Origin of the sequence: Rhodococcus sp. ZPP (genome assembly GCF_017656075.1) — a bacterium.
GTDB classification, from domain to species: domain Bacteria; phylum Actinomycetota; class Actinomycetes; order Mycobacteriales; family Mycobacteriaceae; genus Rhodococcus_F; species Rhodococcus_F oxybenzonivorans.
Genome location: NZ_CP058638.1, coordinates 1823573 through 1837647 on the forward strand (window position 1 = coordinate 1823573; position 14075 = coordinate 1837647).

The 14075-nt window shown below is 65.9% G+C and carries 12 protein-coding genes and 1 pseudogene; 7 read left to right on the forward strand and 6 right to left on the reverse strand.

The genetic code is table 11. The features are described 5' to 3' along the window. Nucleotides 1-164: 164 nt before the first annotated feature. Genes HYG77_RS08685 through HYG77_RS08695 form a run of 3 tightly spaced genes read left to right on the forward strand, consistent with a single transcriptional unit; the run spans nucleotide 165 to nucleotide 4803 of the window. The gene (locus HYG77_RS08685) at nucleotides 165-1526 is read left to right on the forward strand and encodes a hypothetical protein (RefSeq protein ID WP_244373549.1); all 1362 of its coding nucleotides are present in this window, start codon (nucleotides 165-167) and stop codon (nucleotides 1524-1526) included. Continuing rightward, nucleotides 1523-2503 carry a glutamate ABC transporter substrate-binding protein gene (locus tag HYG77_RS08690; RefSeq protein WP_208962419.1) on the forward strand — a complete coding sequence of 327 codons (981 nt, stop codon included), beginning with the start codon at nucleotides 1523-1525 and terminating at the stop codon, nucleotides 2501-2503. Before HYG77_RS08685 ends, HYG77_RS08690 begins: the two co-directional genes overlap by 4 nt. A 5-nt stretch (nucleotides 2504-2508) precedes the next feature. Further along, nucleotides 2509-4803 carry a serine/threonine-protein kinase gene (locus HYG77_RS08695; protein ID WP_208962420.1) on the forward strand — a complete coding sequence of 765 codons (2295 nt, stop codon included), beginning with the start codon at nucleotides 2509-2511 and terminating at the stop codon, nucleotides 4801-4803. Nucleotides 4804-4818: 15 nt separating this feature from the next. On the opposite strand, the gene HYG77_RS08700 is transcribed toward HYG77_RS08695, so the two are convergent. Together HYG77_RS08700 and pta are read right to left on the reverse strand one after the other, a co-directional pair. Beyond that, entirely contained in the window at nucleotides 4819-6021 is a 1203-nt protein-coding gene (locus HYG77_RS08700; RefSeq protein WP_208962421.1) for an acetate kinase, read from the reverse strand. Continuing rightward, nucleotides 6018-8153 (reverse strand): phosphate acetyltransferase, encoded by a 2136-nt coding sequence (gene pta / locus HYG77_RS08705; protein ID WP_208963326.1) that lies wholly within the window; start codon nucleotides 8151-8153, stop codon nucleotides 6018-6020. Before pta ends, HYG77_RS08700 begins: the two co-directional genes overlap by 4 nt. Nucleotides 8154-8244: 91 nt before the next feature. On the opposite strand from pta, the gene HYG77_RS08710 reads away from it, so the two are divergent. Continuing rightward, on the forward strand, nucleotides 8245-8754 hold the full coding sequence (locus HYG77_RS08710; RefSeq protein ID WP_208962422.1) for a nitroreductase/quinone reductase family protein: 510 nt from the start codon (nucleotides 8245-8247) through the stop codon (nucleotides 8752-8754). A 488-nt stretch (nucleotides 8755-9242) separates the two neighbouring features. Here HYG77_RS08710 and HYG77_RS08715 read toward each other — a convergent pair whose 3' ends face one another. Next, entirely contained in the window at nucleotides 9243-9425 is a 183-nt protein-coding gene (locus HYG77_RS08715) for a hypothetical protein (protein ID WP_109327622.1), read from the reverse strand. A 138-nt stretch (nucleotides 9426-9563) separates the two neighbouring features. Here HYG77_RS08715 and HYG77_RS08720 point away from each other — a divergent pair, with 138 nt between their 5' ends. Further along, nucleotides 9564-9779, forward strand: a complete 216-nt coding sequence (locus tag HYG77_RS08720; RefSeq protein WP_109327620.1) for a TetR family transcriptional regulator — start codon at nucleotides 9564-9566, stop codon at nucleotides 9777-9779. A gap of 242 nt (nucleotides 9780-10021) precedes the next feature. On the opposite strand, the gene HYG77_RS08725 is transcribed toward HYG77_RS08720, so the two are convergent. After that, on the reverse strand, nucleotides 10022-10267 hold the full coding sequence (locus HYG77_RS08725; RefSeq protein WP_109327618.1) for a hypothetical protein: 246 nt from the start codon (nucleotides 10265-10267) through the stop codon (nucleotides 10022-10024). 361 nt (nucleotides 10268-10628) lie between these two features. Here HYG77_RS08725 and HYG77_RS08730 point away from each other — a divergent pair, with 361 nt between their 5' ends. Continuing rightward, on the forward strand, nucleotides 10629-11543 hold the full coding sequence (locus tag HYG77_RS08730) for a diiron oxygenase (RefSeq protein WP_109327616.1): 915 nt from the start codon (nucleotides 10629-10631) through the stop codon (nucleotides 11541-11543). Nucleotides 11544-11612: 69 nt separating this feature from the next. Here HYG77_RS08730 and fgd read toward each other — a convergent pair whose 3' ends face one another. Continuing rightward, complete coding sequence (gene fgd, locus HYG77_RS08735) at nucleotides 11613-12620, reverse strand: glucose-6-phosphate dehydrogenase (coenzyme-F420) (protein ID WP_109334913.1); 1008 nt, start codon at nucleotides 12618-12620, stop codon at nucleotides 11613-11615. 55 nt (nucleotides 12621-12675) lie between these two features. Beyond that, nucleotides 12676-13017 carry a DUF202 domain-containing protein gene (locus tag HYG77_RS08740; protein WP_109327614.1) on the reverse strand — a complete coding sequence of 114 codons (342 nt, stop codon included), beginning with the start codon at nucleotides 13015-13017 and terminating at the stop codon, nucleotides 12676-12678. Nucleotides 13018-13108: 91 nt separating this feature from the next. Between HYG77_RS08740 and HYG77_RS08745 the strand changes: the two are divergent. Next, a pseudogene (locus HYG77_RS08745) lies at nucleotides 13109-14066 on the forward strand (alpha/beta hydrolase family protein). Nucleotides 14067-14075 lie beyond the last annotated feature (9 nt).

Here is a 14075-nt window from a genome sequence, read left to right on the forward strand (position 1 = left end):
GTTCCCTCACACTAACGGTTTCTCCCGGCCTCGCCAGCTCACGGCCCCGTTCGGGCTCCGTTCGGCCGGGGGCACGATCCCGCGCTCCGTCCGGTTGACCGCCTCCCGGCGCGGCAGCTTATATGCTCCCCAGACAGTGCGGCCGTTTCCAGAAGGGGTGCGACGTGGTTCTGCGTGAGGCACCGTCGATCGAACCCCACGGTAGCCGAGCTTTGTCGGCTCTCGGGGACGACGAGGTCGATCCGGCGGTGGCTCGCCGCAGGGAGTTGCGCGCCTTCCTCCACTCGACTCCGGCCAGACTGACCGGTCTCGGCATTCTGCTCATGCTCCTGTGCGTGGCCGCCGGTCTGGTGGCCACCTCCACGGTGAACGGCAGGGCGGCCACGCTCGACGCCGTCCTCGTGGATTCCGAACCGTTGTCGTACTCGGCGCAGAATCTGTATATCGCGTTGTCGGTGGCCGACGCCGCAGCCACGACGGCGTTCATCTCGGGGGGTCTCGAGCCGGGCGACCTTCGGGACAGGTACGCGCAGGCGATCGGCACGGCGTCGGCGGATCTCGTTCATGCCTCCGGCGGGCTGGCAGCGAGCGAAGAGGACAGCCGCCGCCTCCTCGCCTCCATCTCCACCGACCTCACGGTGTACACCGGGCTCGTGGAGACCGCGCGGGCGAACAACCGGGTGGGCAACCCCGTCGGGGCGGCCTACCTCGGCGAGGCCTCGACGCTGATGCAGACGAGCTTGCTTCCGATGGCGCAGCAGTTGCACGCCGGGCACGAGACCCGCGTCGCGTCGACGCAGAGTAACTACTCACGGCCTCCGTGGTTCGCTCTCGCGCTCCTGCTGACGGCCGCGGTGGGACTGGTCCTCACCCAGGTAGTGCTGGCCCGGCTCACCAGGCGCACGTTCAATCTCGGTTTGATCCTGGCATCGTCGGCGACCGCCATTCTGCTGGCATGGATGCTGATAGCAGGGCTGATCTCGGCTCTCGACACCCACCGCGCACTCACCGAGGGCGCCCGGCCGCTGCACGAATTGACCACCGGCCGCATCCTCGCCCAGCAGGCGCGCACCGAGGAGACACTCCGGTTGGTGCGGCGCGATTCGAACGGCGACTACGACGCGGTGTTCGACGACAAGTCCGCTCAGCTCGGTGCGGTGCTGTCGAACTATCCGCGCGAGGACGACAACCCGGTCGGTGACGCCGAGGTGACCCGGGCCGAGGAAGCATGGAACCGATGGTCGACGGCGCACGAACGGATGAACACCGTTCTCGCCGAAGGCGATTTCCTCACCGGTGCGGCCATCGCCATCGGTCCCGGTGACGAGAATTCGGCCGCCCAGTTCACCGCTCTCGACGATGCGCTCACCGAAGGCATCGACTCTGCCCGCGATCATCTGCGCTCCCATGTGGCGTCCGCATCCGGGGTGCTGACGGCGTTGGGCCCGGGGGCCTTCGCCCTGACGCTGATCGCCGTGATCGGAATTATCATCGGACTGTGGCCGCGGTTGAGGGAGTATCAGTGAGGCGGCACCGGATCGCACCCGTGGTGCTAGCGCTGGCGATGCTCCTCTGCGGTTGCACCCAGTCGACGTCGGGGCACGTCGGTTCGCCGAGCATCTCGTACACCGAACCGCCGTTACCGGCCGGCGTCGCCCCGGCACCGACGGACCGTTCGACACCGGCTCCCGCGCCGGGCGGCGACTGCGGCGATCCCACAGCCAGTCTGCGCCCCGTTTCCGACGCAGGCACACCACCGAGTCCGACCGTTGACGCCATCCGCGCGCGGGGCCGGCTGATCGTCGGGTTGGACACCGGCAGTAACCTCATGAGTTTCCGCGACCCGGCCACCGGCATGATCGAGGGCTTCGATGTCGACATCGCCCGTGAGATTGCACGGGATCTGTTCGGTGACCCGGAGCGCCTGGAGTACCGAATTCTCACGTCCGCCGATCGTGAACGGGCGCTGCAGGAGTCGCTGGTCGATGTCGTCGCCAAGACGATGACGATCACCTGCGACCGGCGAGAGAGGGTGGCGTTCTCGAGCCAGTACTTCGAGGCGCGACAACGGGTCCTCGTCGTCAAGGGCTCGCCCATCCGCGGTCCGGCGGAGCTGGCCGGACAACGGGTATGTGTGGTGCGCGGCACCACCTCCTTGGAGCGGCTGCAGCAGGTGGCGCCGACGGCCGAGATCCTCACCGTGCCGATGTGGTCCGACTGCCTGGTGGTGTTGCAGCAACGGCAGGTCGATGCGGTGACGTCCGACGACACGATTCTGGCCGGACTGGTATCTCAGGACCCGTACCTCGAGATCGTCGGGGACAGCATGGGCGCCGAACCGTACGGGATCGGCATCACCAAATCGAACGAGGACCTCGTGCGGTTCGTCAACGCAACCCTCGAGCGGATCCGCCGCGACGGAACCTGGACCGACTCCTACAACCGCTGGTTGTCGATGCTGGGACCGTCGCCCGTCCCTCCGGCCGCCGTGTACCAGGACTGAGGCCGATGTCCCAGGAGAATTCGGGGTCGCCGGATCCCGACGTCGCCACTCAGGCTGCGTCCCGCGAACCGGAACAGGCCACGCAGGCTGCACCCCGCGAACCGGAACAGGCCACGCAGGCTTCGCGTCCATCGGGAGCCTCGACGACAGGTCGCTCGACGCGGTCACCGCGCAGTCGCTCCGGCGGCCGCCTGCGCCTGGGTGGTGGGCTCGTCGAAGTGCCGGTGGTGAAGACGGTCGACCCGGCTTCGGCCGTCATGTCGGACCCGACGGTTCCCGAGAACAAGCGGTTCTGCTGGAAGTGCGGCAATCCGGTCGGCCGGAAGTGCGCCACTGCGGAAGAGTGCGAGTTCGGCACATGTCCCTCGTGCGCCGCCACCTTCGACTTCCGGCCGCTTCTGCGGCCTGGCGAGCTGGTGAGCGGCCAGTACGAGGTGCAGGGATGCATCGCGCACGGCGGTCTCGGGTGGATTTATCTCGCAATCGACCGCAACGTGAGCGATCGATGGGTGGTTCTCAAGGGTCTGTTGCATTTCGGTGATGCCGAGGCGCAGGCGGTCGCCGTGGCCGAACGCCAGTTTCTCGCCGAAGTGGCGCACCCGAGCATCGTGAAGATCTACAACTTCGTCGAGCAACCCCGATCCGACGGGACTCCGATGGGGTACATCGTCATGGAGTACGTAGGCGGGCACTCACTGAGGGACGTTCTCTCGACGCACCACCGCCCTGAGCGGATGCCCATCGAGCAAGCCATCGCCTATGTGCTGGAGATACTTCCGGCACTCGACTATTTGCACTCCACGGGCCTGGTCTACAACGACCTCAAGCCCGACAACGTGATGGTGACCGAGGATTCGCTCAAGCTGATCGACCTCGGCGCGGTCGCGGGCATCGAGGACTACGGCTATCTCTACGGCACACCGGGTTTCCAGGCACCGGAGATCGTGAAGACGGGCCCGACCGTCGCCTCCGACATCTACACGGTGGGCCGCACGCTGGCGGTGCTGACGCTCGACATGCCCTCCGACAAGGGCCGGTACCTCGACGGGATACCGACGCCGGACAACGCGCCGCTGCTGGCCGAATACGAGTTCTTCCATCGACTCCTGCTGCGTGCCACCGATCCCGACCCCGCGAAGCGTTTCCGCTCGGCGCACGAGATGGCCGGTCAGCTCACCGGCGTGCTCCGTGAGGTACTCGCGCAGCAGACCGGCGAGGAGCACCCCGGACTCTCCACGGTGTTCAGCAGGCAGCGAACAACTTTCGGCACCGACGAGGCCGTCGAACAGACCGACGTCTACGTCGACGGTGTGCAACGAGACCAGAAACTCGATGCGCGCTCGGTGGCGCAGGCCCTGGCGGTGCCGCTGATCGATCCCACCGACCCCAACGCTCCCCTGCTGGCCGCCGCCGTTCACAGCGAACCGCAGCAGACGCTCGACTCCCTGCGACATGCCCGGGACAACGGCATCGAACGCCTCGTCGGAAATCCCGATGTGTCGTTTTCCCGCGAACTCACGCTCGCCGAGATCAAGGCCCACCTCGATCTCGGCGACGCGGCCACGGCACTCACCCTGCTCGGGGAAGTGGAGGGAGACGTCGGCGACAACTGGCGGATCGACTGGTATGCAGGAATCGCCGCACTGCTCTCCGGCGACTACGAGGCGGCCTTCTCCCACTTCGAAGGCGTGCTGCAAGCGATGCCCGGTGAGACGGCACCCAAGCTCGCCCTGGCCGCGACCGCCGAGTTGATCCTGCAGCACTGGGATACCTCGGACCCGGCCCCGTGGCGGTCGTTCGCGGAGAAGTACTACCGGTCGGTGTGGCGCACCGACCACAACGCTGTGAGTGCGGCATTCGGGCTGGCACGGCAACTCACCGAGCGCGGAGATCTTTCCGGTGCCCTCGCGGCGCTCGACGAGGTTCCCCCCACCTCCCGGCACTTCACCGTGGCCCGGATGACCGGTGTGCTGGTGCTGCTGTCCGGGCGGCCGATCGACAAGATCGAGGAGTCCGAGCTGCGCGAGGCGGCGCTTCGTGTCGCCGCGCTGCCGCACGAAGAGAGCCGGGCACTCCAGATGCGCACCCTCGTGCTGGGTACCGCACTCGACTGGATACGCAGCGGCCACACGTCGACCACCGAACAAAGACCTTTCCTCGATGTGCCGTTCACCGAACACGGGTTACGCACGGGCACCGAGGCGGCGCTGCGCGCACTGGCCCGCAAAGCCCCCGAACGCACCCACCGCTATGCACTGGTCGACCGGGCCAACACCATTCGCCCGAAAAGCCTGTTCTAGCAGTCGGTCACCGGCTCAGCTACCCACCAAGTCGACTGCCGCCCGGGCAATCGCCAACTCCTCGTTGGTGGGGACGACAAGAATTTCGACCTCGGAGTCGTCCGAGGAGATGCGCCGGGGCGACCGGGATTCCGAGCTGTTGCGCGTGTCGTCGACAATGATGCCGAGACGTTCGAGCCCCGCCAGGCCGTCGCGCCGGACATCGACGTTGTTCTCGCCCACTCCCCCGGTGAACGTGATGACATCGGCACCGCCCAGCTCCACGAGGTAGGCGCCGATGTACTTGCGGAGCCGGTGCACATACACGTCATAGGCGAGCGCGGCGTCCGCGTTTCCCTCACCGACGAGTGTCCGGAGCGAGCGGAAGTCGTTGACGCCGGACAGCCCTCGCAGACCCGACTGCCGGTTGAGCAGGTCGTCGATCCGGTCGACCGTCAGTCCCTGCCGATACAGATGAAGGAGGACTCCCGGGTCGATGTCACCACTGCGCGTACCCATGACGAGGCCCTCGAGTGGCGTGAATCCCATGCTGGTGTCGACGGCTCGGCCGCCGTGTATGGCGGACGCCGAGGCGCCGTTGCCCAGATGCAGAACTATCTGGTCGAGCTCGGAGGTATCCCTGCCGAGGAACTGGGCGGCACAGGACGACACGTACTGGTGCGACGTCCCGTGGAAGCCGTAACGCCGAATGTCGTACTCCTGCGCGATGCTCCGATCGATGGCATAGGTGGACGCCGCCGCAGGAAGGGTGTGGAAGAACGCGGTGTCGAACACTCCGACGTGCGGGACATCGGGAAGCACTTCCCGGGCCACCTCGATGCCGATCACGTTCGCCGGATTGTGCAGCGGCGCCAGACTCGACAGATCGGAGATGGCCCGCACTACGTCGTCGTCGATGATCGTGGGCTCGTAGAACACCTTGCCACCATGAACGAGGCGGTGCCCCACGGCGACGATCCCCGCCTCACCGAGCGGCCGGCCGACCTCGGCGACCACCTCGAGGACCATTTTCAAACCCGCGCGATGGTCGGCGATGACACCGTGTCGTTCCTCCACGCCCGTGCGGTGCCGATACACGATGTGACCATCCGGTTCGCCGATCCGCTCGATGAGCCCGGAGGCGATCGACTCGCCGGTGTCCGGCTGGATGAGCTGGAACTTGATCGACGAAGAACCGGAGTTGAGTACCAGCACCGATCCTGCGGTGTCGTCGCTCACGTGTCTGCCCCCCGAGGTTCGAGCGCCGCGGCCTGTATGGCCGTGATGGCCACCGTATTGACGATATCCTCGACCAGCGCGCCCCGGGAAAGGTCGTTGACCGGCTTGTTCAGACCCTGCAACACCGGGCCGACGGCGATGGCACCAGCACTGCGCTGCACCGCCTTGTAGGTGTTGTTGCCGGTGTTGAGATCGGGGAAGATGAACACCGTCGCCTTACCTGCCACCTGCGAGTCGGGCATCTTCTTGTCGGCCACACTCTGCTCGATGGCGGCGTCGTACTGAATCGGTCCTTCCACCAACAGATCCGGTCGCCGCTCACGGACGACGGCGGTGGCGGAGCGCACCTTGTCGACATCTGCGCCGGTCCCCGAATCGCCGGTGGAGTACGACAGCATCGCGATGCGCGGGTCGATGCCGAACTGCGCGGCCGTCTCAGCGGACGAGATCGCGATGTCGGCCAGTTGCTCGGCGGTGGGGTCGGGCACCACCGCGCAGTCGCCGTAGGCGAGGACGCGGTCGGACAGACACATCAGGAACACGCTCGACACCGTGTTCACACCCGGCCGAGTCTTGATGATCTCGAACGACGGCCGAATCGTGTGCGCGGTGGTGTGAGCGGCGCCGGACACCATTCCGTCCGCTATTCCCCTGTGCACCATCATGGTTCCGAAGTACGAGATGTCGCCCATCACCTCCCGTGCACGCTCGAGGGTCATACCCTTGTGCGCGCGCAGCCGGGCGTACTCCTCGGCGAACGAAGTGGTGTACTCCGAGGTTCGCGGATCGAGAACCTGCGCCTCGGACAGGTCCACACCGAGTTCGGCGGCACGCCTGCGCACCTGCCCCTCGTCTCCGAGGAGTGTCAGCTCCGCCACCTGGCGTTGGAGCAATCGGCCCGCGGCCCGGAGGATACGGTCGTCGTCACCCTCCGGAAGGACGATGTGCCTGCGACCGCGCCGGGCCCGGTCGATCAGCTGGTACTCGAACATCTGCGGTGTGACCACCGAGGGAATCGGAAGTTTCAGCCGTTCGACGAGAACAGCGGGATCGACGTGCTGCTCCATGACGCTCAACGCGGTGTCGACCTTGCGTTGCGAGCCGACGGCCACCCGGCCCCGCGTCTGCGCGGCAACACTTGCCGTGTCGAACGTACCCAGCGAGGTGGTGAGGATCGGAAGACGCGGTTTCAAACCTGCCATCAGGTCGGCGATCGCGGGATGCGGGAGCAGACCACCGTTCATGATGATTCCGGCGAGCGACGGAAACCCTTCCGCGTCGTGGGCGTTGACCATCGCCAGCAGTACGTCGGAACGGTCGGCGGGCGCGATCACCACCACCCCGTCACTCAGACGCTCGAGGATGTGCTCGGCCGTCATGCCGCCGACCATCACCCGCAACGCTTCACGATGCAGAAGCTCTGGATCACCACTGAACAAGGTGCCGTCGACGGCGTCGAGCAGTTCTGCCATGGTCGGCGCCGTCAACAGCGGAATCTCCGGCAAGCTCCACGCAGGCACGCCGGTGGCGGACAGCGCGGACGTGACGGCGCCGAGTTCGTCCGGGTCGCACCGATTGGCGATCACCGCGATCAGATGAGCGTGATGTGCCTTCAACTCACCGATGCACAGCGCAGCGAGCTGGGCCACCTCGTCAGGACTGCGGCGCGCTCCCCGCAATGCGAGGAGCACCGGCGCACCCAGGTTGACGGCGATCCTCGCGTTGTACCCGAGCTCACTTGGGCTGGCCACGTCGGTGTAGTCGCTACCGATGACCACGACGGCATCACACTGCTCGGCCATCGTGTGATACCGCGCGACGATCTCACCGAGCGCGCCGTCGGGGTCGGCGTGGACGTGCTCATAGGTGACACCCAGGGACTGCTCGTAACCGACGTCGGCGGTCGTGTGCTCGAGCAGCAACTCCAGGATGTAGTCGGTCTCCTCCGTCGATCGCGCTATCGGCCGGAAAACACCCACCCGTGCCGCCGAGGCACACAGCATCTGCAAGACACCCAAGGCGATGGTGGACTTACCGGTGTCCCCCTCCGGCGAGGCGATATATATGCTCGACGGGGCCGAAGGGCCCGGCGAGCTCACTGGTGCGGAGGTTCCAGGTGCAGCCATGGCCATAGCGTATCCGGCGGTCCGCGCCGTCGCCGTCACCGTCGGCACCTCCGGCCACCACGATTGACAGGGGTCCGACGAAGCGGTCAGATGACATATGGCCGAATCACCCTTCCCCGACGTGCGCTGGGGCAGCGAAAACAGCTTCCTCCGTGAGCCCGCCGCGGCCTTCGCCGCTACCCGGCCGGGGTCGTGGGTGATTCGGAAGCTCGCCGGAGTGGACCGGCGTCTACTCCAGAAGAGCGGTGGACGTTTCACTGTTCTCGGCCCGATCGCCGCGCCGGTGGTGCTTCTCACCACGACGGGCCGCAAGTCCGGCAAGCCGAGGACCAGTCCACTGCTGTACCACCGCGAGGGTGACCGAATCTACGTGGTGGGCAGCAACTTCGGACAAGAGAAACACCCCGCCTGGTCCACGAACCTCATCGCGGAGCCGCACGCGACGGTGACCATCGGGGGAAAGGCGATCCCGGTGACCGCCACTCTCCTCACCGAACCGGAACGAACCCGCATCTATCGCGAATTCGATGCGATGGTCCGGGTCTACGGCGTCTACGAGACCCGCACCGATCGCAACATGCGGGTGTTCGCACTGACTGCCACCTGACCAACGTCATTGCCTCATAGCGCGACCCGCTCACCAGCGCTACCCCGGGATATCTGTTCCCGCCCGTACCATCTACGTGGGGACAATCACAGCGCCGCAAGTTGCCAGACGTTTGCTCGTGGTGTGTGGTGGAACCAGGAGATGAGGCGGACAGCCGCCGGGAAAGGGGAAACATGCTTGCAGCCAGACAATTACGCCCGTATGTGGTGACGCCTGTGCCGCTGAAGCCGAACCCGCCCGACCCCGATCAGTGAGTTCTCCCCCGCGTCGACTCGAGGACAGGCAGACATATGAACCAGAAGTCCCGGCCAGGCCACCAGCCAGCAGATACGGACCCCGAATCAGGAGCCTTGTCCGCCGACGATCTGGCCGCGGCCATCGAGGGGTTGACCGGCATCCGCACCATCGCGCGGTCTCCAGATGCCAGGCCGACCCCCCGCACCGTTCGCCGCGAACCGCCTCGATAGGGCCCCGATCAGCACACTCCATCAGTGGACCAGAACTGGCCCCGCATCGGCGTCCTGCTGCGGAATCTCGTTGCGATACAGTGTCATCGACACCAACGCGCCTACAGCGAAAAATGCTGCGGCCACCCAGAACGCGGAGTGATAGCTGGCCAGCGCCGCACCCTCGGCGAGCTGCTGCGCCACGACGGCCGGATCCCCGGACACGGCGTGCTCGGCGCTGGAGTTGTCTGCTGCCGAGGAGATGAGTCCCCAGACAACAGTGCTCTCCGCAGCGACGCGCGGGCAAACCTCGAACGCATCCTGCAGTCGCCCCGCGCGAGGTGTTCACATCCCGGTGTCTCGATGGCCAGGCTCGCCGAGGTCGCGGAGGATGCCGGTGTCGGAGTCGGGACCGTCTACCGCCGATTTGCGAGCAAGGATCAACTAATCGAGCACCTGTTCGCTGCGCGCCTCCAGGACGTCGTCGAGATCTCGACCGCAGCCGAAGCGATGCCGGATCCGCGGAAAGGTCTCGTCTACTTCTTCACCGAGAGCACCCGCACAAGGCGTTACGGGTAGCCGTGAAGTACTTACATCTCCGACATCGGCCATGTCAGTGGCAGGTAGTAAGAGATTCAAGTAGACGCTGTCGCCGACTTCGCCAGCGCAGAATCACCCGAGTTATGGATGCGCGTCCTCGGCTTCGCGCTCGATGGTCTCCGCGCAAACGGGACGGCCACAGCACCTTGGGCGGACCGGCGCTCAGCGAAGACCAACTGCACCGGGCGATGAACCGCCTCGACGGCGTCGACTGACGACGGTCACTGTCCGCTCGACGCGGTGTCGACGTCGAGTTCGCCGTCGTGGGCGAACACGAGACGTCCGTCGTCGAGAGCGACCGCCCACCGGTGCACCGGAGCCCAGTCGCGGCCGAGCGACTGCCCCGACGTGGTCAGTTCCGCGAAATCCTCGATCACCACACCCTGCGCCGTCGTTTCCGTCTCGCGCCGAACACGGACACGGGCTCCGACGACGATGTCGGGTTTCACAGGGTTCTGCTCGGGCATTGCTCATCCAACTTTCTTCGAAGGAGGGCCGCAGGCGGCCTGGTTGTTCCCACACCCGCTGGGGTGAGCGGGTGTGGGAACAGCCGACGACCCCGAGTCGGGGGAGGGACCGCCGGCCGATCCCGAACCCTGCGCGTTGCGGTTCGGGAGCTTGTTGCCGACTGCAGGCACACCCACTACAGACCATCAGCAAACATTCAGCAAGCTAACTCCGGACGTGTGTGGGAATCATCACCCACCGGTTCGAAGGGCGACGTATCCGTCAGGGAGTCCAGCATTTGTACACGAGACGCCTTGACGTAAAGCAATCTAAGGTCCATATTACATGTTACGTCTCGTCACACTGATATGGAGGACGCTCATGACCCGTTCTACGCTCGAGCTTCGCAACCCGAGGATCACCGACCGCCAGGACACGGGTACACGGCTCCTCGAATCCTCCGCGAGGATGTCGTACGACCCCATGGTCGAGGTCGACTGGGATGCACCGGTCCCTGACGACCTCTACGGCCTGACGCCGGAATGGTCCACGCTGTACGGAACCCCGCTGTGGAACGAAATGACGTTCGAGCAGCAGATCACGCTGACCAAGCACGAAGTGTCCTCGATCATGGGCACCGGCATCTGGTTCGAGATGATCCTGCAGCAGATGGTCATCCGGGACATGTATGCCAAGGATGCCTCGCAGGCGCACTTCCAGTTCGCGCTCACCGAGGTCGCCGACGAATGCCGGCACTCCGTGATGTTCGCTCGTACCGCCGAGAAGTTCGGCTGCCCGTCGTACGTGCCGCGCCGTGCCGTCGTCAACCTGGGTCGCGGATTCAAAGCTCTCGCGTCGGGAGAGGTCGCCTACGCCGGCATTCTGGTCGCCGAAGAAATCCTCGACGTCATGCAGCGCGACTGGATGAAGGACACCCGTGTTCAGCCGATCGTTCGGGTGACCAGCAAGATTCACGTGGTCGAGGAAGCCCGGCACATGCGTTTCGCTCGTGAGGAGACACTGCGCCGTGCGGCGGGTACCAGCAAGGCTCGCCGGGCGGCCAGCCGCGGCGCCATCGCGATTGCGGCGAACCTCATCGTGTCGAGCATGATCAATCCCGCGGTCTACGCCGCCGCCGGACTCGACACCGAGCGAGCGCTACGCGAGGCGAAGAACAACTCGTTCCGCGCCGCGAAAGTACGCGAAAGCTCGCAGCCACTGATGCGCTTCCTCGCCGACGCGGACCTGCTGGGCGGGCCGTCCAAGCGCCTGTACAAGCGGGTGCACATGCTCTGAGGCGCTCCGCGCCTGTGAGTGGTTAAGGAGTCTCTGCACTCGTTAACCACTCACAGGCGGCGAAGCCGCCTAGCCGCGGAGCCGGGGTGCGAGGTCGCGCTCGAAGAGCTCCAGGAACCGCTTCTGGTCGTGTCCGGGCGCGTGGAACACCAGATGATTCAACCCGGCGTCGAGGTACGGCTTGATCTGCGCCACCGCCTCATCCGGATCCGACGCCACGATCCACCGCTTCGCGACCTGCTCGATCGGCAACGCATCCGCCGCCCTCTCCATCTCGATCGGATCATCGATCGAATGCTTCTGCTCCGCCGTCAACGACAACGGCGCCCAGAACCGGGTGTTCTCCAACGCCAACTCCGGATCGGTGTCATACGAAATCTTGATCTCGATCATCTTGTCGATCTCCGCGACATCGCGCTCCGCCTTCGCCGCCCCCTCCGCCACCGCCGGCAGCAACTTCTCCGTATACAACTCCATACCCTTACCCGACGTACAAATGAACCCGTCCCCACTGCGCCCGGCATACCGGGCCACCACCGGACCACCCGCCGCGATATACACCGGGATCCCGTCCTCGGGCACGTCATAAATCGACGCCCCCTTCGTGGAGAAAAACTCGCCCTCGAAATCGACCCGATCCCCGAGCCACAGCTCCCGCATCAACCGCACCGACTCCCGCAACCGCGCGAACCGCTCCTTGAACTCGGGCCACTGCCCCGCAAAACCCGTCGCGATCTCGTTGAGCGCCTCACCGGTACCCACCCCGAGCATCACCCGACCCGGATACAGACACCCCATCGTCGCGAACGCCTGCGCCACCACCGCCGGGTTGTACCGAAACGTCGGCGTCATCACCGACGTCCCCAACTGCAACCGCTCCGTCCGCTCCCCCACCGCCGTCATCCACGCAATCGAGAACGGAGCATGCCCACCCTCGTGCCGCCACGGCTGGAAATGATCCGACACCGTCGCCGAATCCATCCCGTGCGCCTCCGCCAGCACACCCAGCTCCACCAACTCCCGCGGACCGAACTGCTCCGCCGACGCCTTGTATCCCAGCTTGAGCTCGTGGGCCACCGTGTACTCCTTAATCGTCACGTCCGGTTCGCGTTATGCAAACCTCTTCTGCAGGTTAGAGAACGGCGACGACGCTGGCGAGCCCCGCTCCCAGCGCCACCACCGTCAGAGTTACGGCAAACAGCCTCAACTCGTGGGGCGGGGGCATCGGCGCGCCGTCGCGCAGGGCCTTCTCGACCTGAGACCACCGTCGCAGTCCGACGAGGGCCGCTGCCGCGGCGAGACCGATCAGAATCAGGCCGAGGGTCGTCCGCACCCATCCGGTGCTGAATTCGGGGACCAGGTGGATCATCGCGAGACCACCCGCGAGCAAGGCCAGCGAACTCCGCATCCATGCCAGAAACGTCCGCTCACTGGCGAGTGTGAATCGCTCGTCGGGCCGGTCGTTGTCCGTCATCGATCCATCTATACACCGGTTCCGTGGAACCGCGACAAGCAGGTAGCCCGGCGTCTTAGATTGGACGAGCAGGCCACAGGCAGGGGGCAATATGCGACCGTTCGACGATCTGCGACGCTCGGCCCCTCTGCGTGGACTGTTGGTGACGGTCCTGCTGTTGTCGGCGTGGCTGGCGCTCGGACCGCCGCCCGCCTCGGCGGAGCCGCGGATCACCCGGGTCGACGTCTACTCGGAGGCGATGGGCCGCTGGGTTTCCAACGACGTCATCTCCCCCGCTTCCGGTGCGCCCGCGCCCACCTTCTACCTGCTCACCGGGATCGGCGGCGGATCGGACGGCATCTCGTGGTTCAACAACACGCGGGTCCGGGACTTCTTCGCCGACAAGCATGTGAACGTCGTGATGCCGATCGGCGGCCAGTACAGCATGTACACCGACTGGGCCGCGGACGATCCGGTGCTCGGGCGTAACAAGTGGCAGACGTACCTCACCCAAGAGCTTCCCGCCGCAATCGACAGCCGGTTTTCGACAACAGGCTCGAAAGCCATCGGCGGAGTCTCGATGGCGGGCAGCGGTGCTCGACCTGGCGGCGCAGGTACCGGGGTTCTACCGTGCGGTGGGCTCGTACAGCGGGTGCGCACAGACCAGTGGCGTGCTCGGGCAGGCGATGGTGCGGTCGATGGTCGAACTGCGGGGCGGCGGTAACGCCGCCAACATGTGGGGTGCGCCCGGGGATCCCGCGTGGGCGCGGCACGATCCGATGCTGAGCGCCGAGCGCCTGCGCGGCACAACGTTGTTCGTGTCGACCGGCAACGGGATGCCGGGGCCCGTCGACAACCACGACCCACTACTGACTGTGCCGCAGACGATCGGCGGCAGTGTCGTCGAGATGGTCACCCATGTGTGCGCCGGGGCCTTCGAATCACGGCTTCGACAGCTCGGAATCCCGGCCACGTTCGCCTACCTACCGCAGGGCACCCACTCCTGGGGCCTGTTCGAAACCGAGCTACGCGACTCCTGGCCCGTCATCGGCAGCGCTATCGGGGCATGAGCGGCGACC

Excerpts from the sequence above, each read along its gene's own strand:
- HYG77_RS08710 (WP_208962422.1), top strand. The coding sequence starts at position 8,245 with ATGGCCGAATCACCCTTCCCCGACGTGCGCTGGGGCAGCGAAAACAGC.
- HYG77_RS08730 (WP_109327616.1), top strand. The coding sequence starts at position 10,629 with ATGACCCGTTCTACGCTCGAGCTTCGCAACCCGAGGATCACCGACCGC.
- pta (WP_208963326.1), bottom strand. The coding sequence starts at position 8,153 with ATGGCCATGGCTGCACCTGGAACCTCCGCACCAGTGAGCTCGCCGGGC.
- HYG77_RS08695 (WP_208962420.1), top strand. The coding sequence starts at position 2,509 with ATGTCCCAGGAGAATTCGGGGTCGCCGGATCCCGACGTCGCCACTCAG.
- HYG77_RS08740 (WP_109327614.1), bottom strand. The coding sequence starts at position 13,017 with ATGACGGACAACGACCGGCCCGACGAGCGATTCACACTCGCCAGTGAG.
- HYG77_RS08725 (WP_109327618.1), bottom strand. The coding sequence starts at position 10,267 with ATGCCCGAGCAGAACCCTGTGAAACCCGACATCGTCGTCGGAGCCCGT.
- HYG77_RS08720 (WP_109327620.1), top strand. The coding sequence starts at position 9,564 with ATGGCCAGGCTCGCCGAGGTCGCGGAGGATGCCGGTGTCGGAGTCGGG.